Source organism: Thermodiscus maritimus (assembly GCF_055382595.1).
Map to the genome: position 1 here is coordinate 719,630 of NZ_AP042434.1, position 25,008 is coordinate 744,637.

General features: G+C 51.5%; 22 protein-coding genes and 1 pseudogene. 15 read left to right on the top strand and 8 right to left on the bottom strand.

The window, feature by feature from the left end; all coding sequences use genetic code 11:
* The first annotated feature begins 42 nt into the window (after positions 1 to 42).
* From ACZ47H_RS03925 to ACZ47H_RS03950, 6 genes and pseudogenes are all read left to right on the top strand, one after another.
* A complete protein-coding gene (locus ACZ47H_RS03925; protein ID WP_464933889.1) occupies positions 43 to 342 on the top strand; it encodes a hypothetical protein in 300 nt (99 codons plus the stop codon).
* Positions 338 to 4,096 (top strand): annotated as a pseudogene (gene rgy, locus ACZ47H_RS03930) (reverse gyrase); the annotation flags it as partial. The gene ACZ47H_RS03925 and the pseudogene rgy, both read left to right, overlap by 5 nt.
* The gene (locus tag ACZ47H_RS03935; protein WP_464933890.1) at positions 4,093 to 5,106 is read left to right on the top strand and encodes a hypothetical protein; all 1,014 of its coding nucleotides are present in this window, start codon (positions 4,093 to 4,095) and stop codon (positions 5,104 to 5,106) included. The pseudogene rgy and the gene ACZ47H_RS03935, both read left to right, overlap by 4 nt.
* Before the next feature lie 66 nt (positions 5,107 to 5,172).
* Positions 5,173 to 5,601, top strand: a complete 429-nt coding sequence (locus tag ACZ47H_RS03940) for a CBS domain-containing protein (protein WP_464933891.1) — start codon at positions 5,173 to 5,175, stop codon at positions 5,599 to 5,601.
* A gap of 82 nt (positions 5,602 to 5,683) precedes the next feature.
* A complete protein-coding gene (locus tag ACZ47H_RS03945) occupies positions 5,684 to 6,592 on the top strand; it encodes an AbrB/MazE/SpoVT family DNA-binding domain-containing protein (protein ID WP_464933892.1) in 909 nt (302 codons plus the stop codon).
* Between the two features lie 105 nt (positions 6,593 to 6,697).
* Positions 6,698 to 7,225 carry a hypothetical protein gene (locus tag ACZ47H_RS03950; protein ID WP_464933893.1) on the top strand — a complete coding sequence of 176 codons (528 nt, stop codon included), beginning with the start codon at positions 6,698 to 6,700 and terminating at the stop codon, positions 7,223 to 7,225.
* Here ACZ47H_RS03950 and ACZ47H_RS03955 read toward each other — a convergent pair.
* The 5 genes from ACZ47H_RS03955 to hutU form a co-directional block, all read right to left on the bottom strand.
* Positions 7,205 to 7,699 carry a hypothetical protein gene (locus ACZ47H_RS03955; RefSeq protein ID WP_464933894.1) on the bottom strand — a complete coding sequence of 165 codons (495 nt, stop codon included), beginning with the start codon at positions 7,697 to 7,699 and terminating at the stop codon, positions 7,205 to 7,207. The two genes, ACZ47H_RS03950 and ACZ47H_RS03955, sit on opposite strands and share 21 nt — an antisense overlap.
* Before the next feature lie 121 nt (positions 7,700 to 7,820).
* Positions 7,821 to 8,258, bottom strand: a complete 438-nt coding sequence (locus ACZ47H_RS03960) for a CBS domain-containing protein (RefSeq protein ID WP_464933895.1) — start codon at positions 8,256 to 8,258, stop codon at positions 7,821 to 7,823.
* A gap of 252 nt (positions 8,259 to 8,510) precedes the next feature.
* On the bottom strand, positions 8,511 to 9,746 hold the full coding sequence (locus tag ACZ47H_RS03965; RefSeq protein WP_464933896.1) for an aminotransferase class V-fold PLP-dependent enzyme: 1,236 nt from the start codon (positions 9,744 to 9,746) through the stop codon (positions 8,511 to 8,513).
* Positions 9,747 to 9,995, bottom strand: a complete 249-nt coding sequence (locus ACZ47H_RS03970; RefSeq protein ID WP_464933897.1) for a hypothetical protein — start codon at positions 9,993 to 9,995, stop codon at positions 9,747 to 9,749. It lies immediately after the preceding gene.
* Positions 9,996 to 10,059: 64 nt separating this feature from the next.
* Positions 10,060 to 11,808 (bottom strand): urocanate hydratase, encoded by a 1,749-nt coding sequence (hutU, locus tag ACZ47H_RS03975; protein WP_464933898.1) that lies wholly within the window; start codon positions 11,806 to 11,808, stop codon positions 10,060 to 10,062.
* A gap of 165 nt (positions 11,809 to 11,973) precedes the next feature.
* Here hutU and ACZ47H_RS03980 point away from each other — a divergent pair, with 165 nt between their 5' ends.
* The 8 genes from ACZ47H_RS03980 (at position 11,974) to ACZ47H_RS04015 (ending at position 20,632) form a co-directional block, all read left to right on the top strand.
* Positions 11,974 to 12,903, top strand: coding sequence for an arginase family protein (locus ACZ47H_RS03980; protein WP_464933899.1), 930 nt, complete (start codon positions 11,974 to 11,976; stop codon positions 12,901 to 12,903).
* The gene (hutI, locus tag ACZ47H_RS03985) at positions 12,896 to 14,164 is read left to right on the top strand and encodes an imidazolonepropionase (protein ID WP_464933900.1); all 1,269 of its coding nucleotides are present in this window, start codon (positions 12,896 to 12,898) and stop codon (positions 14,162 to 14,164) included. Before ACZ47H_RS03980 ends, hutI begins: the two co-directional genes overlap by 8 nt.
* Entirely contained in the window at positions 14,161 to 14,565 is a 405-nt protein-coding gene (locus ACZ47H_RS03990; protein ID WP_464933901.1) for a hypothetical protein, read from the top strand. The genes hutI and ACZ47H_RS03990 overlap by 4 nt, the downstream gene beginning before the upstream one ends.
* Positions 14,516 to 15,694 (top strand): class I SAM-dependent rRNA methyltransferase, encoded by a 1,179-nt coding sequence (locus ACZ47H_RS03995; RefSeq protein ID WP_464933902.1) that lies wholly within the window; start codon positions 14,516 to 14,518, stop codon positions 15,692 to 15,694. The genes ACZ47H_RS03990 and ACZ47H_RS03995 overlap by 50 nt, the downstream gene beginning before the upstream one ends.
* A gap of 133 nt (positions 15,695 to 15,827) precedes the next feature.
* Positions 15,828 to 17,666 (top strand): type 2 periplasmic-binding domain-containing protein, encoded by a 1,839-nt coding sequence (locus tag ACZ47H_RS04000; protein WP_464933903.1) that lies wholly within the window; start codon positions 15,828 to 15,830, stop codon positions 17,664 to 17,666.
* On the top strand, positions 17,667 to 18,611 hold the full coding sequence (locus ACZ47H_RS04005; RefSeq protein WP_464932413.1) for a carbohydrate ABC transporter permease: 945 nt from the start codon (positions 17,667 to 17,669) through the stop codon (positions 18,609 to 18,611).
* Entirely contained in the window at positions 18,611 to 19,525 is a 915-nt protein-coding gene (locus ACZ47H_RS04010) for a carbohydrate ABC transporter permease (protein ID WP_464932414.1), read from the top strand. The genes ACZ47H_RS04005 and ACZ47H_RS04010 overlap by 1 nt, the downstream gene beginning before the upstream one ends.
* A gap of 6 nt (positions 19,526 to 19,531) precedes the next feature.
* Positions 19,532 to 20,632, top strand: a complete 1,101-nt coding sequence (locus ACZ47H_RS04015; protein ID WP_464932415.1) for an ABC transporter ATP-binding protein — start codon at positions 19,532 to 19,534, stop codon at positions 20,630 to 20,632.
* On the opposite strand, the gene ACZ47H_RS04020 is transcribed toward ACZ47H_RS04015, so the two are convergent.
* Positions 20,622 to 21,299 (bottom strand): glycerophosphodiester phosphodiesterase, encoded by a 678-nt coding sequence (locus ACZ47H_RS04020; RefSeq protein ID WP_464932416.1) that lies wholly within the window; start codon positions 21,297 to 21,299, stop codon positions 20,622 to 20,624. The two genes, ACZ47H_RS04015 and ACZ47H_RS04020, sit on opposite strands and share 11 nt — an antisense overlap.
* A gap of 95 nt (positions 21,300 to 21,394) precedes the next feature.
* Complete coding sequence (locus tag ACZ47H_RS04025; RefSeq protein ID WP_464932417.1) at positions 21,395 to 22,699, bottom strand: cytosine permease; 1,305 nt, start codon at positions 22,697 to 22,699, stop codon at positions 21,395 to 21,397.
* 156 nt (positions 22,700 to 22,855) lie between these two features.
* Here ACZ47H_RS04025 and ACZ47H_RS04030 point away from each other — a divergent pair, with 156 nt between their 5' ends.
* Positions 22,856 to 24,211, top strand: a complete 1,356-nt coding sequence (locus ACZ47H_RS04030; protein ID WP_464932418.1) for a RuvB-like helicase — start codon at positions 22,856 to 22,858, stop codon at positions 24,209 to 24,211.
* On the opposite strand, the gene ACZ47H_RS04035 is transcribed toward ACZ47H_RS04030, so the two are convergent.
* Entirely contained in the window at positions 24,198 to 24,968 is a 771-nt protein-coding gene (locus ACZ47H_RS04035; protein WP_464932419.1) for an enoyl-CoA hydratase/isomerase family protein, read from the bottom strand. The genes ACZ47H_RS04030 and ACZ47H_RS04035 overlap by 14 nt on opposite strands.
* Positions 24,969 to 25,008: the final 40 nt, after the last annotated feature.

Below are 25,008 nucleotides of genomic sequence, written 5' to 3' on the forward strand. Positions count from 1 at the left end.
AATCATTTAGGTGCAAGCGTGTGATGGGCACGGTGTAGATCATTGAGTCACCATCTAAAAATCGGTAGAGGCTCTTACAGATACTCTTGCCCTAACTGCGGTGGTCCAAATACAGAGAAGAGGCTAGAGCATGGCCTACCGTGCCCTCGTTGCCTGCCCGAGAAGGATGCATCGGACCTTGGGGACTTAATTTCGATTGGCAGGGTTCTAGAAAGGGAAGAGACTATTAGTGAGAATTTCAGGAAACTGGTCGAACTTGAACGGGAGGCAAGAGAACTTATCGATTTCTTCAATCAAGTAGTAGGAAGCAGACGCGTGGGGGGCCCAGAGGACATGGGCTAGGAGAATTGTTAGAGGGGATAGCTTCTCCATCATAGCCCCCACCGGCGTGGGGAAGACTACTTTTGGACTTGTAGCGAGCCTCTACCATGCATGCCGGCATAAAAGAAAGAGCTACCTAGTTTTCCCCACTACAACGCTTGTTGAAATGGCGTATAGAAGAATACAGGAGTACGCGAAGAAAGCATCATGTAAGGCTAGAATAGTGGCAATCCACAGCAAGCTGAAAAAGAAGCAGAGGGAAGAGGCGCTTGAAGCCTTCAATAATGGAGAATTCGACGTATTGATAACAACCGCGAGCTTCGCGAGGAAACACGACGAGGCACTCTCCAAGATAGGGTTCAAGCTTGTCTTTATAGACGATGTCGACGCTGTCCTTAGGAGCGCCCGCAGCGTTGACGCCGTACTCCACATAGTAGGATTCAGCGACAAGGATATAGAGAGAGGCCTGGAACTCTTAAGGATCAAGAGAAGGATAGCATTCCTCAGGGCTAGTATCCAGAGGCTCCAATTATCCCCAACCCCGAGCTCCTCGCAGAAGCTGGAAGAGCTGAGGAGAGAGCTTCGCAAGCTCGAGGAAGAGGCTGAGAAGCTGGAAAGGATACTTGAAAGGTCTAAGAAGAAGGCGTCTACACTCATAGTCAGCAGCGCCACAGGGAGACCCAGAGGATCGAGGGTAAAGTTGTTCAGGGTTCTCCTAGGTTTCGAGGCGGGAGGGAGAAGCGATATCGGCCTCCGAAGAGTTATCGACACCTATAAGGATCCGGAGAAAGGAATCTACGAGGATGTAGTTGCCCTCGTGAAGAACTACTTTAGGGACGGGACCCTAGTATACGTCCCCATAGACCACGGGATAGAGGGGGCGGAGAAGCTCGCAGAGATGCTTAGGAATGCAGGAGTGAAGGCTGAGGCCTTCCACTCAAAGAAGAATCTAGCTCTTCTAGACGAGTTCGCAAAGGGCGAGATAGAGGTTCTCGTGGGGGTAGCAAACTACTACGGCGTACTAGTGAGGGGACTAGACCTCCCGGAGAGAGTGAAGTATGCAATATTCGCGGGGGTGCCGAGGCACAAGTTCTCTGCAAGCGTAGGATACCCCTCTCCCTCCAGCGTGCTACGACTCCTAGGACTCCTCGCGGATCTACCATTAAAGGATGTAGCAGAGGAGGCTAGGAGGCACCTAGCCATTGTTAGGAGGATAACTAGGAGTCTAAGCCCCGCAGCCCTCCAGATGATCGCTGAACGCATACTCCAAGGAGATCCAAAGGCTAGCAAGGCCACCTGGGCCATCTATGAGGCTTACAATTTCCTCCTCAACGCCTTATCCGATGAGGAGGTGTGGGAGCACCTAGAGAAGAGAGAGGATATCGCTATAGTGAGAGAGGATGGCGAGAGATACATACTGGTCGCGGACGCAGCCACATACCTGCAGGCAAGCGGGAGGACCAGCAGGCTCTACGCTGGAGGGATAACTCTCGGCCTCAGCATAGTGGTAGTGGACGACCACAGGGTCCTGCGTGGACTCATAAGAAGAACCAGCTGGATGGCCGATGCTCAATGGAAGAGCTTCGACGAGCTAGACCTGGAAAAAGTGATCTCGGAGATCGAGGAGGAGAGGCTCAGAGTCAAGAGACTCATCAAGGGAGAAGAGAAGCTAGGAGACCTGGTCAAGACAGCCCTTCTCGTAGTAGAATCCCCCAATAAGGCTAGGACAATAGCAGGCTTCTTCGGGCAACCAAGCATACGCCTCCTACCAGGTGGACTAAGAGCCTACGAGGTTGCAACCGGAGATCTAATCCTCTCAATCGTAGCGAGCGGAGGCCATGTATACGATTTGGCGACGGAAGAGTTGGATAACGATCTCCCACCTGGAGTGGAAGCGGGCGAGTGGCTCTTCGGTGTCTACGTGCTCGACAGGGGAACCCGGGACTTCCACCCCATCTACACTAGTATTAAGAGGTGTCTAGACTGTGGATACCAGTTCACAAAAGAATCAAATACATGTCCAAGGTGCGGGAGCAGGAACATAAGGGATTCGAGGATAATCATAGAGGACATTAAGAGGCTGGCTTGGGAATCAGACCTTGTCCTAGTAGGAACCGACCCAGACACCGAGGGAGAGAAGATCGGCTGGGACGTAGCCCTCCTGCTGCGACCGTACTCTAGAGGTATAAGGAGGATCGAGTTCCACGAGGTCACTAGAAAGGCTATACTGGAAGCCCTTAGGAGCCTCAGGGACTTCGACCAGCGCCTCGTAGACGCTCAGATAGTTAGGAGGATAGAGGATAGGTGGATAGGTTTCACCCTCTCCCCCCTACTCTGGTGCCACTTCTGGCTACGAGTATACTGTCCAAGCCTACTAGAGCTAGAGTCTCTCTCGAGGAAGACGAACAAGATCGGGAACTTCCAGTCATGGGAGATAGCGAGGTGTAAGAGATACAAGTACTACTACAACCTGAGCGCTGGCAGGGTTCAGACGCCGGTCCTTGGATGGATTATAGAAAGAGCGGAAGAGGCTAAGGAGAAGGTTAACGAGTATAGGCTCATTGTAGACGGGCAGCGACTCTACTTTACAGATCTAGATGTAACGGGTAATCTCCAGGAGCTTAAGCAGTATTTCAAGAAAACAAAGACGGTCGAGGTGGTAGTCAAGATAAGCACTATCGACGTGAAGCAAGATGTAATAGCACCACCGCCACCATATACCACAGACACAATGATCATGGACGCCAACCGCTACCTTGGAATGGGAGCCCCCGAGACCATGAGGCTCGCTCAGAACCTCTTCGAGATGGGACTCATAACATACCACAGAACCGACTCGACAAGGGTAAGCGATAGAGGCATCCAGGTAGCCAAGGAATGGCTACAGGAAACATATGGCGACTTGGCTGGAGAACTCTTCAAGCCCAGGAAGTGGGGAGAGGGAGGAGCCCACGAGGCTATAAGGCCCACTAGGCCTATTGACGCAGAGAACCTCAGAAGACTTATAGAAGAGGGAGTAATCCAGATCCCAGGCAACCTGACTCCAGCCCATTACAGGCTCTACGACCTGATCTTCAGAAGGTTCATGGCGAGCCAGATGAAGGAGGCAGTTGTAGTTAGAGCAACATATAGTGTAGAGATAGGGCCCTCTGTTGTAGCACTAACTGTAGACAGGATCATAAAGGTTGGAGAGGATGATAAGCCAGAGACGAAGGGGTTCACCCTAGTATGGCCCTACATTAGAGAACAGCAACCCCTGCCAGAGGGTGAAATGGAGGTAGCATTGGAACTCGTGAGGAAGAGGAGCAAGGTCCCCCTCTACACTGAGGGCAACGTGATAAGACTAATGAAGGAGAGGGGTATTGGGAGGCCAAGCACATACGCTAAGATAGTTGAGACGCTCTATAAGAGGAAATACATCAGTAGGGGGCCCGAGGACAGGATTATACCAACCTATAGAGGAAAGGCAGTATACGAGTACCTTACAAGGGAAATAGCCCTCGATCCACGTGGGCTAGAGGAGATTATAGAATACAAGTACTTGGAGAGGATACCGTCACTTGTATCCGAGGAGAGAACCAGGATCCTTCAGGAAAAGATGGAGGCAATAGAGAGAGGAGAGGCCGAGAGAATGAATATAATGAGGGAGGTATACAGTGAGTTAGAGGGGATAGCTCAACCGATAGTTAAAGCGAGCAAAGGGGAGTCAAACGGGTTGGCCGAGTGTGTCTCTAAGTACATGGAGGCGGGTGGCAGCGGGGAGGCGGCAGAGTGATGGATAAGGAGTTCCACGTATCTGTTCTGCATGGAACAGTTAAGGCGTCGAGAAGCGGGCCAAGCTATAATGCTAACGTTCACAGGCTGGTCTCCCTCATCTCAGACCATTTAGAACAGTCTCAATCTAAAGGTTTCAAAGTACACTTAGTCGTCTCACACGCCTACCCTGTGACAGGAAACATTCCATCCTACGTAACTAACCCGGAGAGAGCGAAGGCGAAGGTGAAGTTTAGGGCCACAACTCTCAACCCGAAGACAATGAGCCAGAATAATCCTGTGAGAATGCTTCTGAAGCTTGCAGATGACTATGGTGTAAACATTCTCTATGGGCCTGTATACGAGGTGGCAGGGCCCAGGAGCTACGTAACAACGGTTTTGATTAGACCAGATGGATCACTGGAGAAGTATAGGAAGATCACGCTTTCTCCGGTTGAGGAAGATCTAGGCTTTACACGGGGAAAAGAGCCAGGTATATTCAATATAATAGATATTAATGGGGATATTGTAGCTAGAATCGGAGTTTTTATAGATGAGGACTTGTTTTCGCCGATGATCTTTGAAGCTTTCTCATTTAGCAAAGTAAACCTCGTGATAGGCCATATGATGCCATACAAAAGCAGGTTCCTACCTCCGCCGGAGAGCGACGGTGTCCTCGTTACAATGAAGCATTGTTATGTGGATAAAATCCTCACAGCTAGGTCGATTGATGCAGGGGCCCCACTCGCACTGGTAGGTGGTGTTTTAAACGTTTACACGAGCGGTAGGAAGCTAAAAGAGAAACACTGGATGCCCACTACAGTCCTAGACCCTGATGACCCAGAGAATGAAATATGCCTATCCACGGATACGGCTAAGAATACTTCGAGACCATTCCTCACAGCAGAGGATGTAGATAAGTTTAAGACGATCGTAGTAGAAATCCACGATGGCGATGAGACGAAGGAATTCGATTGTTCAAAAATGAGCAAGTGGCTGAGGAAATTATGTATTAAGAACAGGTATAAATAGTTATTTAAACCATATACCAACTATTTTATTATTCCGGATGCCACCAATTCTAACCGGTGATATCTAATGTCACACGCTGAAGACCTACCTGTAGTGTCATTAATAACAAAGTCTCCAGTGGTAATGAAGGAGGATAACACTGTATACGAGGCAGTCAAGAAGATGGCTGAAGAGAACATAGGGAGTGTAATTATTGTAGACGAGGAATTCAAGCCTATAGGCATATTTACTGAGCGAGACTTACTCAGGAGAGTATGTGCCTCTGACCTCGATCCGAAAAAAGTGAGATTAGGAGACGTGATGACGAGGGACCCTATAACCATAAAGGAGTCGGAGCCTGCTCGAAGGGCGCTCGAGATAATGCTTCACTTTGGTTTCAGGCATCTCCCCGTTGTAGATGAGAATGGAAAACTAGTTGGAATTATTAGTATTAAAGATGTTAGCAGGCCTTTCGTAGGCAACGTTGACGTGGAGGAGTTGCATGCGGCTGGCTAGTCGTTTTCTTTAACGCTGTATCTTTAACAGCGTTAAAGCTTATATTCCTGTAACCTACCTATATTGTAAGCGGGGGTATGCATTGAGTTTAGGAGTTACAAAGAGAAGAGTACAGCGCCTAGGAGGTTCAAGCCTTATAGTAACGCTGCCCAAGACATGGGCTAAAAAAGTAGGACTTGGAATTGGAGACGAAGTAGTTGTTGTAGATGAGGGAAACCATCTTCGGATACTCCCGTCTAACTCAGAACTAGTAAGGAACATCGGCTCGGTTAACATAAAGCTCGCTAACTATGTGAAAGAGTTAAATCCTAGAGAACTCGCTAGGTGCGCATTCATATCAGGGTATGATAGGATCCTAATCGAACTCCCGCGGTCAAACGGGGTCAACGCAGAAGAGATCCTCGAGGAGTTGAAGAAGAGCGACTTCGTGCTAGAAGCGGTTCAGGTAATGAATGTTATAGAGGCACAGTTGCTATCCGCCAACGATGGTAACAGGAAGTTCCTAAAGCTTGTGGCTAACATAATAGCGAACTCGATAGAAGGAGTAGCGAAGAATACTGTATCAAAAGAGGAGGTTGAAAAAGAGTACGAGAAGGCAAGGATGATAATAGACATCCTAGCTAGAAGTGTATTTAGGAACAAGGTGCTGACATGCAGCGGCGAGAACATCAACCCAATGACGGTAGGCATAATGTATTCCCTCCTGTCAAGTCTAAAGCTATTCGTAGATGAACTCTACCACTCCGAGGCCAAGGAAAGGGAAGAGGTCGCACACGAGGTATCCGAGGCGCTAGTCCTGGTAGCCTCTGCCGCTGCGAATACAAGTGGAAAGAGGCTTCTAGAAATGCTTTCCGACATAGATGAAAGGTTGAAGAAGATATCTACTTACAAATCAAGGCTATCGGGTGTAGCGGCAGCGCTACTGGCATCCATGAAGGAGCTAGCTAGAACAACATTATGTTTAACAACAATGCAGTATAAACAGCCCTAGAGCCCTGTAACAAACCCTTAATAACAACGAATTATGTAATATATGCATAACAATAACATGGTGTAGAAACTGCCGGGCGAATGCTTCAATCGGATAGGATACTGTATGGTAAACAGGGCGAGGGAAGAACTGAGGCATTTATCTGAGAACCCAGCCCTCCTGAGGAGACTCCTAAAGGATATTGAAGAGCAAGGCTACGCGAGTCATTCATGGCAATACATTAAGAGGCGCATAGCTGATCCAGCAGTCCAATGCATCCTAAAAGTGTTAAGGGAATGCGGTTTGGACTGCATAGAAACTGTATTCCTTGCAGACCTAACGGGTGCAGAGCATAGTTACATTCAGGGTCATGGAGGGAAAGACCTGGATATAATACTGTATGCTCCAGGATGCAGCGAACTCGATGGAGAGGCTGAGAGGCTCATTGAATCCACGTTGGATGAAGCCTCAAGACTAGCAATAAGTGAAACTCTTGGATTCGACCCCGTTGAGAAACTGGGCATTCCAAACGTTATAGAGGTGCATATTGTGAGGTCGAAGGATGACGTACCTTATTGGAACATGATATTCTCCGGGTATTCAAGGCTAATACGAGTATGGGAGAGGCCAAGACTACAGGAGATCGAAGAATAGTCTTTCATCCCTTCTCTTCGGCCATATCTTTATAGCTGGAGAGAACTTGCTCCTCACAAGAACACCATAACCGAGGCTATAATCTGTAACCAGGTGAACCTCGAGTAGATCCTCCTTTCCGCTCAGGGAAACATACCATGCTAGTACATCCTTAAGTATCGGGTTGAGGCTTTTCTCTAGAGCCTGTTTTATATCATTCTCTAACCCTGCTAGATTCCTACTAATCTTAACAATGAGATCTACATCTCTTCCTTCAAAGGAATGTACAACTTCTCCGCCCGCTAAATCCACATAATAGATCTCATCCACGTTTTCTTCACCCAGTAATTCTACAATACACTCGGCTACAACATCTGCTATCTTCGACTTAAGGCGAGGGATCCATCTATCGTTGAGATCCGCGCGTTGAAACCTCTCTCTACAATTCACGGCGCGCATGGTTATTGTTCCGGTTATAGTGCTCATGCTCTCCACCGCTCCACTTTTCACCCACAGAATCTTAGTAGTAACGGAGTCTTTAATACAAGAGTTAGTGCTTCGAATATAACTGCACGTAATCATATATAAAAAACAATGTGGAATCTAGAGTTATAGTCTAACGGAATACTCTGAACAGTAGCTCGATGACCGCGAGAATATCTCTCATGGATATGACTCCTACTGGTTTCTTATTCTTATCTACTACTGGTATGTGGCGGACACCCAATTCCCTGAACTTTTCCATTACCTCAGTAATCGGGGTCTCGGGATTCACGTAGACGGGATCGGGGGTCATGAACTCCCATACAGGCATATCGCATATAGGGGTCTCGTTGGTCTCCTTTGCAGTGGCGCATGTAACGTCTCGTTCTGTGAGAATTCCTCTAAGCTCCCCGTTGCTTCCCACTACGAGAACGCTTCCAACCCTGTTTTCGCACATTATCTTCGCTGCCTCTCGTAGAGGAGTCTTCTCGGTTACCGTCAGAGGCGGTGCTGACATTATATCACGTGCTAGCAGTGGAAGGGTTTTTCTCGGCAATTTTATAGGTACCATTTACATCACCCAACAACTATATTGACGTATAACCTGTATATATCTTGGATGTATATGTATATTTACAGTGGCCTTCTTAGTAATTAAACTCTTTAACCAGCCTCCAATCGTTAGACCACGCCTCTCCTGTGGGAAGGTGTAATGAGGGCCTAGGGGTGGAGCCTCCCGAGCTCACTGATCCCCGCGACATCGGGGTCCCTCGCCCGGGCCTGCTCCAGCAGTCTATTATTAGGGTTTAGAGAGTATATACTGTTATCTCTCATTTAGCATCTGGGAGAGCTTTGATAGTAGGGATTCTATTTCCCATGGGCAATTATATAGGTAGAAGCTGGCCCGCACGCTGCCCTCGTCTACGCCTAACATGTGGTGTAGGAGGTTGGCGCAGTGTGTCCCACTCCTCACAGCGATCCCTTCCTGACCAAGCCTTAAAGCTGTGAGATCGGGGTTCATTCCCTTAACTACGAAGGACACTATCCCCCTCCTCATACCTGGATCCCTTGGGCCTATCACCCTGATTCCTTCAAGGCTAGATAGACCATCCAAAAGCTGCCTTGTAAGGCTGGACTCGTGGGCCGCTATATTGTCTAATCCCTTCTCCATAAGGTATCTAGCGGCCGCTGCAAGGCCCACAGCCTCAACTATAGGAGGAGTTCCCGCCTCAAACCTCCACGGAGGCTCATCCCACTCCACCCTCACAAGCTTATCCTTGTGGTCGTAATTTACGTCCCGGACCGTTCCTCCACCGGCCAGGGGAGGTTCCAGGTTCACAGCTAGATCCCTACGGATCCATAGCACACCTATCCCTGTTGGGCCGAGCATCTTATGACCTGAGAAAGCTAGGAAGTCGACGTCAAGTCTATTGATGCATATTGGCTGGTGTGGCACGCTCTGCGCTGCATCCACTACTACGAGCGCGCCTACTTCACGTGCTATCTTAGAGATCTCGTTTACCGGGCTCTCGTAGCCCGTAACGTTTGATACGTGGGTAACTGCTACGATCCTCGTCTTTTTACTTATTAGTTCCCCCAACCTGTGCCATTCTGGAGTCCCGTCCTCTCCTACAGGCAGTATCCTCACACTAGCCCTGCTCCACTTTGCAATCTGAACCCATGGGAGTAGATTGGAGTTATGGGCATCCCCGGGCACGATTATCTCGTCTCCCTCTCCTATAAGGCGGTTATTGTAGATGAGCAGGGCTGCCAGGTGGAGCGCGTTAGTTGTTCCCTGGGGGGTGAAGACGATCTCCTCCGGCCTGGCGCATATGAGGTCTGCAACTGTCGAGTGCGCCTCTTCGTATATTCTAGTCGCTTCGGCTGACAGCGGGTATACTCCCCTATGAACATTAGCGTACAGCTCTTCCATGAACATCTTCATCTCATCTATGACTTGCCTGGGCTTGAGGGTTGAAGCGGCATTGTCTAGATAGATTATCCTGCCTCTTGATAGTTCGGGGAAATCCCTCCTCACACTCTCGCAGTCTATAGTCAACTATATGTCACCTTTCTTCACTGCTTTTATCCGGTACGTGAACCCGTCGTAGTCCTCTTCTAGGATCTCCATTCCAGAGATCTGGAGGGCTTCCTTTACATGCCTGTAAGGGTAGTAGAGGTCCTCTCCCTCCAGCTCAACGATATCTCCTGGCGCGGCCTTCAACAGTATAACTGAGAGTAGTGCGATCGGTTTTTCTCTACAAGATTTCGCAGACTCTACTGTGAGTTCGAGCTTGTACACCGCCAATCTCATCCACCAGAGAAAATATATATGTGTGGAGAATAATATAAACACCTACATATACCCGGTGCTAACAGTTTAGCATGGGCATCCAAATATTCTTCTCACACGCCACCTGTCTAGCTCTCTCGTAGCCGGCGTCGGCGTGCCTCACCACGCCCAATCCGGGATCGGTTGTTAGGACCCTCTCAGCCCTCAGCTCGCTCTCCCTGGTCCCGTCTAGTACTAGACCTATACCGGCATGGATCGAGTAGCCTATCCCAACCCCTCCTCCGTGGTGGAAGCACACCCATGTCGCTCCTGCAGCAGCGTTTAGGAGGGCATTTAGGACTGGCCAGTCACCAATCGCGTCGCTACCATCCTTCATACCCTCAGTCTCCCTGTAGGGGCTCGCGACACTACCGCTATCCAGGTGATCCCTCCCTATCCACATAGGCCCAATCTCGCCGAGGCGTACGAGCTCATTCATGAGCTTGCCGAATCTCGCCCTCTCACCGTAACCTAGCCATACAACCCTGGCTGGGAGGCCCTGGAACTTAACGTGCTTCCTAGCCTTCTCCACCCAGCGGACCAGCCTCTTGTTATCCTTGAACACCGCTATAAGCTCATCGTCGAGCCTCTCAATATCCTTGGGGTTGCCGGTGAGGCTCGTGTACCTGAAGGGCCCCCTACCCTCCTCAAACATAGGCCTGATGTAGGCGTGGACGAATCCGGGGAATTCGAATGCATCCTTATACCCGGCCTCATAAGCCATCTTCCTAATATTGTTCCCGTACTCGAAGACGACGCTGCCCCGCCTCTTAAACTCCACCATAGCGCGGACATGCTCTTTCATGCTCTCTAGGGCGAGCTCCTTATACTTCTCCGGATCCTCCTCGCGGAGCCTCTCAGCCTCCTCCACGCTCAACCCGGCGGGAACATAGCTGAGGGGGTCGTGTGCTGGCGTCTGATCCGTTACCACGTGGGGGACGATCCCCTCCCTCAGTATCTCGGGGTATATCTCGGCAGCATTGCCTAGCAACCCTATGCTCAACGGCTCCCTCTTCTCCACGGCCTTCATAGCCATGTCGAGGGCTTTGTCGAGGCTGTCAGTCCAAGTATCGAGGTAGCCGTGTTTTATCCTCCTCTCGATCATCCTCTTATCAACCTCAACAACTATCGCTACACCACCGTTCATGGTGACCGCTAAGGGCTGGGCCCCGCCCATCTCCCCGAGGCCTGCTGTTAACACTAGCTTCCCCTCGAGGGTCCCGTCTGGGAAGTGCTTCTCTGCAGCGAAGGCCAGGGTCTCATATGTTCCCTGGAGGATCCCCTGGGTGCCGATATAAGCCCAGCAGCCGGCTGTCATCTGGCCGTACATTGTCAGCCCTTTCTTCTCGAGCTCACGGAAGATCTCCCAGTCAGCCCACTTGGGTACTAGCATAGCATTGCTTATCACAACCCTGGGAGCCATTTTATGAGTGCGGAAAACAGCCACAGGCTTTCCAGACTGCACCACGAGGGTCTGGTCCTCATCCATCTCCATGAGGGTATCAACTATAGCCTCGAAAGCCTCCCAGCTCCTAGCAGCCCTCCCGGTACCGCCATAAACTATGAGATGCTCAGGGTCCTTCGCAACCTCAGGATCGAGGACGTGGAAGAGCATCCTAAGGGGTCCCTCAAGCTGCCAGGAGCCGCTCTTAACGTGGAGATCCCAGCCTGTGATATGGCTTACACGGAGCCTCTCCCAAGGCTTATAGTAGCCCTCCTCTATCAACCTCATGATCGGCCTGCCAGAATACTTCTCTCTAACCCATCCAGGAATACCTTCAAGACCCATAACAGGATCCCTCAATCCAATATTATGAACGATTAGTGTATAATAATAGAGTAAGGTGGAAGGGCATATACTACTAGTTGAGGGGCACTATCACAGGGATACTATGGCGAGAGTAGAACAATAAGACTCCACAATGATAAACGATCCTATGCGGGCTGATTTGATTTGGCGCGAATAGATGATCTAGTGGAGCCTCCAGGAACACCACTCATGAGGGACCCTCTAAACACGCGTATAGGCGACCTGCCAGATTGCGATAACATTGCACTGCTAGGAGTCCCATGGGACTGGGGGATAACTGGGAGGCCGGGCGCACGCTTCTCTCCCTCCAAGATAAGAAGAGCGCTATACTCTATGAAGACGTACTCGCCAATACTTGGAAGCCTCGACTGTAAGCCAAGGGATATTGGAGATGTAAGAGTGGCACCGGGAGACTGGAGCCTTACAGGAGTGAGAGTTGTTGAGGCGTTGAGAGAAGCTTATGAATCCTACAGGCATGTGATCGTGCTCGGCGGAGACCATAGTATAACAGAATGGACTCTCAAGCCGCTCCTCGAGAAGTACGATAGGGTGGGACTCCTCCTCCTTGACGCACATTATGATATGAGGAGTGTTGTAGAAGGATATACGAGTGGATTGTGGCTCTACAACCTCTATAAGATGTACGGGGAGAAGATGATTGCCAGTATAATAGGTGTAGGAGAATACTCGAACCCACCATACCTTGCCGAGAGGGCAGAGGAGGCGGGCTTCCACGTTCTCCCAGCTGTCGATGTGCTTAGGGACCCTGGAAGCATATATGAAGCAATAGAGTATATTGAGGATGAAGCAGACGCCTACTACGTCAGTATAGACATGGATCACTTGGATCAGGCTTACGCTCCAGGCGTGAACGCGCCCCTACCCTTGGGCCTCCACCCCAACCATACAATGATGATCCTCGAAGAAGCGATACCGGCCCTCTGCCCTAAAGGTTTAGATATTGTAGAGGTCGTACCCCTGCTAGATAGGGGTGGAGCCACAGTCTCGCTCGCGGGCCTCTTCGCCGCGAGAACCCTACACCTGCTCAGGGAGGCGTGCGGTAGAAATGCCTAGAGCAGACCTAGTCATCTACAATATTGGCCAGCTAGTAACCTTCCGCGAGGGACCCGTACCCGCGAGGCTCCTAAAGGATCCTGGAGCCGCGGGTATAATGGAGAATGCGGGAATCGCTGTCAGGGGGGAGAGGATAATAGAGGTAGGATCGAGTACTGAGATCCTCTCAAAATACGAGGCTAAGGAGAGGATCAACGCCGGCGGCCGCCTCGTCACTCCCGGCCTCGTCGATAGCCACACCCACCTACTATTCGCCGGGTCGAGGGAGGATGAATTCGAGCTGAAGCTCCAAGGCTACAGCTACCAGGAGATCCTAGCGAGGGGCGGGGGCATCTACAGGACTGTGAAGGCGACGAGGAGCGCTAGCGTGGAGGAGCTGAGGAGGCTCGCACTAGAAAGGCTGCTCCTCATGGCCCGGCACGGCACTACAGTTGTAGAGGTGAAGACTGGATACGGGCTACTACCCGAGTATGAGGTTAAGATGCTGGAAGCCCTAAGGGGGCTAGACTCTCCCGGGCTTCCCAGGATAATTCCGACCCTACTCGCCCACGTGATCCCAGAAGAATACATGGAGAGGCGAGGCGATTACATCGAATTATTCATTAAAGAAATCATACCCCGCTCCCTCAAGGCTAGCGTAAAGCCTAGATACATAGATGTCTTCTGTGATAAGGGAGCCTTCACCCCTGAGGAGACTAGGAGGATTATTGAAGCGGGAATAAGGGCGGGGTTGAGGGCGAGGCTCCACGCAGAGGAGCTAGCCTATATAGGGTGCAGCGATCTAGTAAGGGACCTTGACATCGACAGCCTGGACCACCTAGAGCACCTCCCACCAGGAAACATACCGCCCATGGTCGAGAAGAGAACGGTGGCAAACCTGCTCCCAACAAGCATGCTCTCAGTATTCTCCGAGAAGAAGCCGCCCGTTAGAGAGCTGAGGGAGAAAGGAGCCATAATAGCAGTCTCCACAGACTATAATCCAAACAGCATGAACCCCATACTCCAATCAACAATGGACATCTCAACCTACCTCCTAGGACTAGCCCCACTCGAAGCACTAGCAGCCGCTACAGTTAACGCGTCATGGAGCCTTAGGCTAGACGACTGCCACGGCCGGATCGCAGAGGGGGCATGCGCGGATATAGTAGTGTGGGAGCATCCAAGCTACAAGTGGATAGGCTACGAGTGGGGGCATGACAAGACCCTCACCGTCATAGCCAGGGGGGTCATCGTGAAGGACGAGCTAGGTGGTATATCATGATAACGGAGAGGCTCCCATGCGATAAGGAGGAAGCCATTGAACTACTTGAGGACGTTGAAGGATGGCTTGCCGCCAGGATTAAACTTACAGTAATAGTTGGCGCTATAGCCTTAGCAATGTCAGTATCGTTCTCCTTGATAGGCCCCCTCGAACTAGAAGTACTGGGAATCACCTCAACCATACTCCTCGCAATCCTCATCGTATGGCTCTATAGGGGGAACAAGAGCCTCGAAGGCAAGGTCATTGATTTCAAAACAGCCCTGGAGAAGGGGGTTATCGACCTGGACAACTACTGCGACCTGCCCGTGGTGACTGCTGTAGTAGCCTATCACTTGAAGAGGGCTGGTAAGTATGAGGCCGGTGCAGGTAAAGGTAGATGGGAAGGGCCTGGAAAAGGCTAGCCGAGGCTCAGGTATTGTTTATAGGAAGTGGGTCAAGCCACCCTACAACCTCCCAGCCGCAGCGCTTGTCGAGCTAGTCTCACCCCGCGGGGACCCTGTCGCATGCGGTCTCTGGGAGCCAGAGGGGCCTGTGGCTGTGCGAGTATTAGGGGTGGGCTCCTGCGAGTGGAGGGACCCTGTCGAGGCTGTGAGGGATAGGCTTGAGAAGGCATTTCTCTCTAGGAAGAGGGCCGGCCTAGTAGAAACGGGGAGTTATAGGCTGGCAAACAGCGATGGAGATATGCTGTCGGGGCTAATTGTAGATGTTTTCGGCGGTGAGATAGCTGTTGTCCAGTCCAGTAGCTACAGCTTCGACGCTCTCCTAGAAGGGATAGCCGGGATCCTCCATGATCTAACAGGCGTTGACACGGTTTACGAGAAGAGCACGCAGAGGAGTAGGAGGGATATCGGCCTAGAGCCCCGTGCTAGGTGGTTGCTTGGTAGGAAGAGGAGGACAATCGTTGACGAGTGGGGGGTGAGGTTCATAGTAGACGTGGTTAGGGGCCAGAAGACGGGCTTCTACCTAGACCAGAGGATGAATAGGCTCGAATTCTCGAGGTACGCAGCTAATGGAGACAGGGTGCTGGACGTCTTCTCCTACACTGGAGGCTTCGGGATACACGCTGCCTACAATGGGGCCCGCGAGGTGGTATTCATAGAGGAGGATTGGGACGCCGTCGAACTCCTCAGGGAGAACCTCAAGCTCAACAATATAGAAAACTATAGAATTATCAATACGAGCATATGGCAGGCAGAAGGGGTCCCCTCCAACTACTTCACACTAGTCTCCGTGGATCCACCAGCCTTCATCCAGAGGGGAGATCCGGAGAGCGTTAGGAGGGGAGTTAAAGCCTACACCCAAGCATACAGGTGGGCCTCGGAGAAGGCTGGAGACAACGCTATCCTATATCTAAGCAGCTGTAGCTACTTCCTGACCCGAGACCTCTTCCTAAAAGTGATATCGGAATCCCTATCGTGGAGGGGACCCTATAGGATTCTGGGGAGCCTCCGCGGGGCTTCACCCGACCACGTTTTCCGCGGCGAGGAGTACCTAGACTACTTGAAAGGCGCCTTCATACACCTCCCATAAGCCTCTACACTTATCCATCCAGTCATACAAATTATCTAGGTAGTGTATCTTAGAGGAATTTATATTTCATTTTAAGTCTCCAGTTAAAACTTTAATACGACAAGAGACAACTCAACTAACGGGTGCTTTCGCCATGAATGCCCAGAAGATACTTGTCACCCTACTATTGGCTGCTATCCTCGCGGCACCCCTGGCGGCAGTACACGCGGTCCGGGCCCAGTTAGTGCCTGACTTGACCGGCAACTGGCAGGCGGACGTGGTGGCTATAGGGAGATGGCTCGAAGCCCACGGTGTCACCGAAGTACACTATACTGTGCAGGCCGCGGGAGACCCCAACAGCGTTATGAGAATGTACGGTATCGTAGAGGCTGCCAACAGGATCAACAAGGTATGGCAGGACAACGGGATCAACGTAGTTGTAAAGGTAGACACCAACTGGGAGAGCAGCTTCCAGAAGCAGTACGACAACTTCATAACACAGTACGACCTCGGCCAGAACGGCGACTTCTTCGTGAACAGCTACATCTACATAGCAACCCTCGCCTCGGAGGGGAGACTCCTAGACATAACCAAGTGGGTCCAGGCTTACTGGGACAGCACATTCTCAGACTTCTACACCCCCCTAATGGAGGCTGCAAAGTACAAGGGCAAGTACTATGGCGTCCCCCAGGACACTGAGGCCAGGCCCCTATACATTAGGAAGGACGTCGCCAAGTGCATGGGCTGGGATCTAAATGGCCTAGACGAGAAGGTTAAGGAGGGCAAGTTCACGTGGGCAGACGTTTACATGAAGGCTAAGGAGGCCGTCGAGAAGGGCTGCGCCGACTGGGGGCTAATCCATAGGAAGGGGAGCGCGCACCCCGACCTAATACAGTTCATATACGCTTTCGGAGGGACCCTCTACGACCCTGACACCGGCAAGCTCGTAGTAGACGAGACGGCGATATACAAGTGGCTCGCAACAGAAGCCGCTTTCGCCGACGCAGGCCTCCTCCCTAGGAACATAATGGATTGGGACTGGGCTACCCAGATCCACCCAACCATTGTCGGTGAGAAGAAGAGTGCTGGAGGAGCCGGCAACACCCTATTCGACATTGGAGGGACATGGTATTGGACAGAGTGGCAGACCAAGGACTACTACCTAGACCCCACAACCGGTGAGAAGAGGCCCCTGACCCCAGAGGAGGTTAAGGAGAAGTTCTACTACACCCTCTTCCCAGCGGGGGAGCCGGGGGACAAGCCAGTAACCCTCAGCCAGCCATTCATGTGGATGATCGCCGCCAACGCTGGAAAGGATAATCCCAACTACGACAACCCAGACTATAAGATGGTATACCAGGAGCTCGCCTTCCTAATGGTAGTCGCTGCAAGCGACCCGCTAATAAACGCTGTCCACAGCGTGATCTCCGCCCACGTACCGGTGAGAAAGGCTGCCACAGCACTCCTCAAGAACGAGACCTTCATAAACGAGCTACAAAACCTCCAGCTACCACTCTCCAAGGAGGTCATGGATGCGATATCGCCAATCATCCAGAAGACCGCTAACCCGATAAACATTGAGTTCCTAGCTAACGTGAGCTACATGCTAGAATACACTCACCTAGCCCCAAGCCACCCATACTATGCTAAGCTAGCCGACATCTTCGCGCAGGCAGTAGACAGGGTCCTTAAGGGACAGATGACTCCAGAAGAGGCGGTCAAGTTCATCGAGGACAGCGTGAAAGCTGACCCCGATCTATCCGGTAGCGTAGAGTTCAAGGGAAGCATACCCGCCGGATGGAGCCTAGTACCATCGACTCAAACAACCACGACCACTACTGGAGGAGCCGAGGAGACAGCAACCACAACAGAGGCAACCCAGACCACTGGCGGGGGCGGTGGAGGCACCACAGCCCTAGTAATAGGAATAATAGTAATCATTATAATAATAATAGCGGCATACCTTGCAGTAAGAGGGAAGGGGCAGGCCTAGATGCGGCTAGGCCACAGGCTCGATAAAGCAATATTTTTTCTCCTCCCCGCAATCCTACTCATAGTAGTCTTCTACATACTCCCCCTCATCGTGACGGCGTGGATAAGCTTCACCCCCCTCAGGAACTGGAGAGTCTCAGGACTCTCACAGTTCGTTGGCCTCGAAAACTATAGGGCCCTCTTTAAATTCGTAACAACACACCCACTCGGCAGGCTAGTACTCGAGACAACCATAGTATTCGTAGCACTAACCCTAATAGTCAACGTTCTAGGAGGGCTCCTCCTAGCGATAGCAACCTATGTCCTAGAAGAGAAGATCAGCCTAAGCTATAGGCTACTATGGCTACTACCAAGGATGACCCCGCTAGCGGTATTCGGGCTGATATGGTACTACTTCTTCTATGGTAGCCCTCAAGGGACACTAAACGCCTTCCTCCTCAAGATGGGCCTCATAGACCACCCCGTATACTGGGGTACCGATCCAAGCCTTCTACCCTGGAGCGCATGGTCCATCATAGTGTTCGTGAACGGGCTGGTAGGGGTAAGCTATGGGATGATAATATTCTACAGTGCATTCAGGAATATCCCGCCAGAGCTGATCATTGCTGCCAGGGTTGACGGTGCCTCGACATGGCAGATTGTAAGGCACATACTCATCCCGTTGACAAGGTGGCACCTGGTCTTCGTAACCGTGTGGCAGCTCTTGAGCCTCACAACAAGCTACACCCACCTATTCGTCCTGGTAGACTGGAGGATCGTTGACCCGTGGTACGGCACTACATGGGCCCTCTTCGTTTTCAGGGAAGCCTTTGGCGCCGTTAAGAACCAGGGCCTCGCCGCCGCTGCAGCAGTGATCCTCGTAATAATCGGGAGCATACTGGGCCTCATAACACTCCGCTTGATGAGGTTTGGGGAGCTCACGGCTGAGCCTAAGGGTGATATATGATGGCTGGTGGAGAAAGTGAGCTCCAGTCCCCTCTTGTCACGGGGTACAAGGCTGTCATCCTAGTCGGGGTCCTCTTCCTAGTATCACTCCCCCTCATACTCGCCTACACGACCCTAATTGTTACGAGCTTCGCCGACACCATTGTTTCCAACCCATGGGTGAAATTCCACTGGACACTGGATAACTGGGTCGCATTCTTCCGTGGAGAGCTGAGCACCACCCACGCTAGGATCTACTCGACCAGGCAGATCCTAGAGATGATTGTGAACACGATAATAGTGGCTGCTGGCGTCTCAGCGGTGGTTATAGCGGGGAGCACGACCAGCGCATATGCATACTCTAGGATGAAGTACCGGTGGAGGAGTGGAAGCCTCAAGCTACTCCTCCTACTACACGCGTTTCCGGGAGTGGCTCTCATAGTCGGCGTTTACACGATCTACTACTACACGCTGGTAAAGTATGTCCCGCTGCAAAACCGGACAGTATACGCGTTCGTATTCGTTATCCTAGCAAGGGCGAGCCTGGAGATCCCGATGAGCATCTGGATACTCAAAGGCTTCTTCGACCGCGTCCCATGGGAGCTGGAGTGGAGTGTTCTCGTAGATGGGGGTAGCAGGTGGACCGCCTTCCGCCACGCCGTACTCCCCCTCGTCAAGCCGGGCTTAGCCGCGGTAGCTATATTCTCCTTCCTAGCCGGCTGGGAGGACCTCATCTACGTCATGATATTCCTTCCCCCGAACGAGAAGACTCTTGCAACATTCATTGAAGGACAGCTGGCAAGCGGGAGCCTTGAGACAAGCTACCTCCCAATAATGGCGGCGGCCGGAACCCTATACCTGCTGCCCACGATACTGTTCTTCATATTCACTCAAAGGCTGCTTATAGAAACTATGAGTGGTGGGCTTAAGGGGTGACGCCGAATGGTGTCAGTCCAGCTTATTAAGGTGACGAAGAAATTCGGCAACGTCATAGCAGTCAACAACGTCGACCTCGAGATACCGGATGGCAAGTTCACCGCGATCCTAGGCCCCAGTGGAGGAGGGAAGACAACACTCCTCTACCTAATAGCAGGAATATACAAGCCCACCAAGGGAAGGATACTCTTCGACGGGAGGGACGTCACCCACCTCAAGCCCAACGAGAGGAACATTGGCCTAGTATTCCAGAACTACGCCTTATACCCTCACATGAAGGTTTACGACAACATAAGCTTCCCCCTACGCTTAGCCAGGAAGCCCAAATCCTACATAGACAAGAAGGTGAAGGAGGTAGCTAGGATGCTGCAAATACACCACCTCCTCGACAGGTATCCTGGCCAGCTGAGCGGTGGACAGCAGCAGAGGGTAGCCTTGGCGAGAGCCCTTGTTAAGGAGCCGAGCGTCCTCCTAATGGACGAGCCACTAAGCAACCTAGACGCTATGCTTAGGCTAAGGATAAGGAGCGAGCTGAAAAGGCTGCAGAGGGACCTGGGGATCACCGCGATCTACGTGACACACGATCAGAGCGAGGCCCTCGCCATGGCAGATAAGATAGTAGTCATAAACAATGGAGTGATACAGCAGGAGGGACCCCCCAACGAAGTATACAGGAAGCCGAGGAACGTCTTCGTTGCAACATTCATCGGCAGTCCACCAGCCAATGTATTCCCTGCGAAAGTAGACCTCACGGAGGAGCCCTGCGTCATACTGTCAAGTGGGAAGTTCTGCCCTAGAGGAATCTTAGCGGAGAGGCTGAGGAGGTTGGGTAAAGATACAGTCCTAGTCGGCTTCCGCCCGGAAGATGCTATGCTGAGGGATAAGCCTGGACATAATGGTATAGTTATGGAGGGAGAGGTCTATACTGTTGAGCCTCTCGGAAGAGAGGTTATAGTTACTGTACGGGTGGATGGGAGCCTGCTTAAAGTATTGGCCCCTCCATCTACCGCGGAGAGAGTTGGTAAGACTGTATACCTGTCTATCCCGAGGGATAAGGTAATGCTCTTCGACCCGGACACCGAGGAGAACCTAGCCTTCATAGACTGAGAATGGTTTTCCTCACGATATCAGGCCTATCCGTTATGATCCCGTCAACCCCGGCCTCGTATACTCGTAGGACATCACTCCTCCTATTAACCGTCCACGCGAAAACCAGTAATCTATAGTGATGTAGCTGCTCGACGACGCTCCTCGTTACATAATCCTTCCTAAGGGAGACACCATCAGCCCCCGAACTGATTGTGCATTCCACAATATCTACTGGCATTATGCTGTATGAGGCTAGCACCTTTGCTTGGGGGAGCTCCTTCTTTAGCCGGGGGATCCGCCTGTGATCTTCGACCGAGACGTAGACCTCGCCGTTGAAGCCGGACTCCCTAATAGTCATGGCTAGGGTATCCGGGTCAACTTCATTCTTCAAGTCTAGGAGTACTCCTTCCACTCTAAGCTTTCCAGTGAGGACCTCGAACCACTCACTTAGGGTTCTGGTCTTAAGTAGCGGGTCCCGCCAGAACAGCTTGTAGTCTAGCCAAGCCCATAATGAGCCTATCGGAGTCGCCCGGTTGATAACGGGCTTGCCATGCCCAACTAGTATCTCGGAGCCGTTCTGCCTGACGTCTATTTCCACATGTGTTACCTTGGAGATCCTGTAGAATTCAACGATCCTCCCGCTGTTAGCCCTATGCCCCACTATCAATACTCGGCTAGCCGTCAACGACATGCCCGGTTAGGCTGTGATAGGATTGAAGGGTTTAATATTGAATACTGTATCTAGGGTTAAAAAGGTATGAGTTTAATACCTTGATTACGCTACGAGTTTATTGTGCTACTCTTTATTGGTGCGGCCAGCAGGGATACTAGTAGGCTTGTTGCGAGTCCAATGTATATTGTCTCGCCTGGCGGGAATGGGATGGTGAGGGACCCCGCCTGGAAGTATTGTATTGTCCCCGTAGCTACTGCGTAGACGTATGCAGCTGCTATTCCTGTGAGCAGTCCTGTGAAGGCTGGTAGCCCTGCAACCTTCTTGGAGGCGAGGTATGCTAGCATTGAGCCTAAAATAGGGCCCAGCAGTACACCGTAGCTTGAGGCGAAGCCTGCAACATATCCTACAATGTCCTGGGCCTTGTCCATCGCGTACCATGGTGCAAGGATGAATCCCAGCCCTCCAGCTACTAAAGCTGCCCTCTTAGCGTTAATGTTGATGGCCGCCCGTATTAATCCGTCGAGGGCGGGAATGTTCGCTGCTAGATCAGTGGTCCATGGCGCGAGGAAGGCGAAGAGGAGCCCTATGAGGAGAACCGCTGCGTTGGGGGAGCCATTTAGTATTATCTCGTGGGGGAGAGCACTACCCGATTGCAGTGCTAGTATGTAGCCTAGGAGAGTCCCAAGCAGCTGGCCTCCAAGCATCCCAACTACTACTCCTAGGGCCACGCTCCGCGTATCCCTAGCGCTGCGGGTTAGATCGCTCACGTTTATCGCTACCGTCGCCCACCAGTTGGTCTGTATAGCTAGGTATGTTAGGAATGCTGCACTAGTCCATGCAACCCCTGCCGGAGCATTGTACGGGGATAGCGAGAGACCCCTGTTCGCGTAGGCTAGGTAGAGGAAGTATAGCAGGAGTATAGGGCCGGCGAGGCTAGCAGCTTTCCCCACGGTTTTCATTCCCTTCCGGTACACAATTGTTGCCGAGGCGACATATAGTAGTAGGAGGACTGGTAGGATAATCATCGCCTTATCGAGAATTCCATCCCTGACTCCCGCAGCGTATAGTATTATGAGGGAGATTGCGAGAGCCCCGTTAAAGGCCTCAACACCATACCATAAGCCTCCAACGAGCCCTCTTAGTATCACTGGAATCTTGTAGAGTTTGCCGAAGACCTTCTTTGAGTGCTCAATAAAATCTATCCTCTCCTTAACGCCGGGATAACCGTTAGCTATCATCGCCGCCGCGATGATACCGTTTCCTGTTAGTGTTGCAGTGAGAGCCTGGCTGAGGCTGAGTTCCATCTTAAAGGCGAGCGGCCCCAGGAAAAATAGGGGCAGACAAGTCGTCATAGAGAACATTAGAAGGGCGAACTCGACCGCTCCTAGACCGGAATCTAAGCCCTTATCCATTGACCCTGCCCTAAAGTTCGATTTGAAAGTGTTTGATAAGCTTTCCCGCTATCGTATGTTATTGTCGAGATGTAACCTCATATATGATTATTGTATTATTGTCGATAATCCTAAATCCCCGATATCCCTGGATGTTTATGGAGTGGGCTGGGAGCCATGGAGTCGGGTCTCCGAGCCCCTGCCAGGACTATCCAGGTGTCTAGCCACAGCCACATCACAGGCCTCGGCCTAGATGAGAGCGGTAAGGCTAAGCGTATTGGCGGGGGTCTTGTAGGGCAGGAAGAGGCTAGAGAGGCTGCTGGAATTGTAGTGGAGCTTGTGAGGGAGGGCCGCCTGGCTGGGAAGGGGGTTCTACTAGCAGGGCCGCCGGGAACTGGGAAGACAGCTATCGCTATAGCTATTGCCAGGGAGCTGGGAGCCGACACCCCCTTCGTAGCGATCAACGCTAGCGAGGTGTACAGTGTTGAGAAGAAGAAGACTGAGGTACTTTTGCAGGCGATCAGGAGGGCTATAGGTGTTAGGGTGGTCGAGCAGCGCAGGGTATTGGAGGGGGTTGTTGCCTCGATCAAGTACTTAAGGAGGAGGTCTCCCTTCTCACCCTACCCCACACTAGCCGGGGCCAGACTAGTGCTCGAGACCAAGGATGACTCGCTGGAGCTGAGCAGGGTCCCTCCAGAGGTTGCCGCACAGCTTTACCAGTTGAGGGTTAGGGAGGGAGACGTTATAGTAATCGACGCAGAGACGCTTGAGGTAAGGAAGCTGGGAAGGGCTAAGGGTAGGGGTAAGAAGCTCTACGATATCGAGGTTGAGGAGGAGGTTGAGATCCCCGAGGGACCCGTTGAGAAGACGAAGCAGGTTGTGAGAACATTCACGCTCCACGACGTGGATGTAAGCATAGCGGCCCAGAGGGCTATCTTCACAGGGCTCTTCGCGGTATTTGGAGGGGAGAGGGAGATCAGCGATGAGGTTAGGAAGAAGACTGATGAGATCGTTAAGAAGATGATCGATGAGGGGAAGGCAGAGCTTGTACCTGGAGTACTGTTTATAGATGACGCTCACCTACTCGATATTGAAGCATTTGGATTCCTGACTAAGGCCATGGAGAGCGACTTCGCCCCCCTAATAATACTCGCAACGAACAGGGGGGTCACGAAGATCAAGGGGACAGATATAGAGTCGCCGCATGGCATGCCCAGGGATCTCTTGGATAGGCTCCTGATAATACCGACTAGACCTTATACTGAAGACGAGATAAGAGATATCATAAGGATAAGGAGCGACGAGCTAGAAGTACCCTTAACGGACGAGGCTGTTGATGAGCTGGCAAGGATAGGTAGCACTAGGAGTCTCAGGTACGCGCTCCAGCTCCTGGATCCCGCATGGATCATCGCCAGGAGGAGGGGGTCAAGACAGGTGCAGCCTGAAGATATTAGGGAAGCGGAGAGGTTGTTCGCGGATCTAAAGGAGAGTGTCAGCCTCGTGGAAAAGTATAAGGATCTCATGATGGTCTAGGCAGCTTTTTCTCCAAGAATAATCTCATCCTACTCTTCGCCTCGCTAGTGGTGGATAACTGGATGAGCTCGCTCACTCCATATTCTAGTATAGGCTTGGTGTTGGCGTTGAAGAGCCTCTTAATTGACTCAACTGCCATGTCTGGGAGGTTTGAGAACAGCTTCTCTATTCTCTCTATGGCTTCCATGAGGCTCTCTGGCTCAACTACCTCGTCCACTATTCCAAGCCTCTGGGCTTCTCTAGCATCTATTATCTCCCCTGTGAGGGAGAGCCTTTTAGCCGCCCGGAGTCCAAGAATGTAGACTCCAAGCGTTGAGAGGACCGGTGGGAGGAGACCGATGCGGATCTCTGGGAAGCCTATCCTTGACCGGGTGGATGCTATGACATAATCCATCAATAGGAGTATCTCTCCTCCACCCCCCACAGCGGGCCCGTCTACAACAGCTACTGTTATCTTGGGGCACATTAACACGGTGATGAAAGCCTCTTCTAGGGCCTTGAAGAACTTCTTAGCTTCCTCGATGCCTGCAAGGCTCTCCATTTCACCTATATCGTCTCCGGCGGAGAAGGCTCCACCCTCACCTCTCAGTATAATGATTTTGACGCTGCTGTCCTCGCAGGCTTTCCGGTAGTAGGATGTGAGGGCTTTCCACATGTTATAGGTCATAGCGTTTCTTTTCTCCGGCCTGTTTATTATTATTTCAGCCCTGGGAGGATTGTAGCGGAATGAGATCCTCTGTTCAACATGATCCTCCACGAGAGGAGCACCGTGGAATAAGTATCTTTAAAAGAGGAGG

Bases quoted from the DNA above. Each gene is read 5' to 3' on its own strand.
- ACZ47H_RS03940 (WP_464933891.1), top strand. From the start codon at position 5,173: ATGTCACACGCTGAAGACCTACCTGTAGTGTCATTAATAACAAAGTCT.
- ACZ47H_RS03950 (WP_464933893.1), top strand. From the start codon at position 6,698: ATGGTAAACAGGGCGAGGGAAGAACTGAGGCATTTATCTGAGAACCCA.
- ACZ47H_RS03960 (WP_464933895.1), bottom strand. From the start codon at position 8,258: ATGGTACCTATAAAATTGCCGAGAAAAACCCTTCCACTGCTAGCACGT.
- hutU (WP_464933898.1), bottom strand. From the start codon at position 11,808: ATGGGTCTTGAAGGTATTCCTGGATGGGTTAGAGAGAAGTATTCTGGC.
- hutI (WP_464933900.1), top strand. From the start codon at position 12,896: ATGCCTAGAGCAGACCTAGTCATCTACAATATTGGCCAGCTAGTAACC.
- ACZ47H_RS03990 (WP_464933901.1), top strand. From the start codon at position 14,161: ATGATAACGGAGAGGCTCCCATGCGATAAGGAGGAAGCCATTGAACTA.
- ACZ47H_RS03995 (WP_464933902.1), top strand. From the start codon at position 14,516: ATGAGGCCGGTGCAGGTAAAGGTAGATGGGAAGGGCCTGGAAAAGGCT.
- ACZ47H_RS04000 (WP_464933903.1), top strand. From the start codon at position 15,828: ATGAATGCCCAGAAGATACTTGTCACCCTACTATTGGCTGCTATCCTC.
- ACZ47H_RS04005 (WP_464932413.1), top strand. From the start codon at position 17,667: ATGCGGCTAGGCCACAGGCTCGATAAAGCAATATTTTTTCTCCTCCCC.
- ACZ47H_RS04010 (WP_464932414.1), top strand. From the start codon at position 18,611: ATGGCTGGTGGAGAAAGTGAGCTCCAGTCCCCTCTTGTCACGGGGTAC.
- ACZ47H_RS04015 (WP_464932415.1), top strand. From the start codon at position 19,532: ATGGTGTCAGTCCAGCTTATTAAGGTGACGAAGAAATTCGGCAACGTC.
- ACZ47H_RS04025 (WP_464932417.1), bottom strand. From the start codon at position 22,699: ATGGATAAGGGCTTAGATTCCGGTCTAGGAGCGGTCGAGTTCGCCCTT.
- ACZ47H_RS04030 (WP_464932418.1), top strand. From the start codon at position 22,856: ATGGAGTCGGGTCTCCGAGCCCCTGCCAGGACTATCCAGGTGTCTAGC.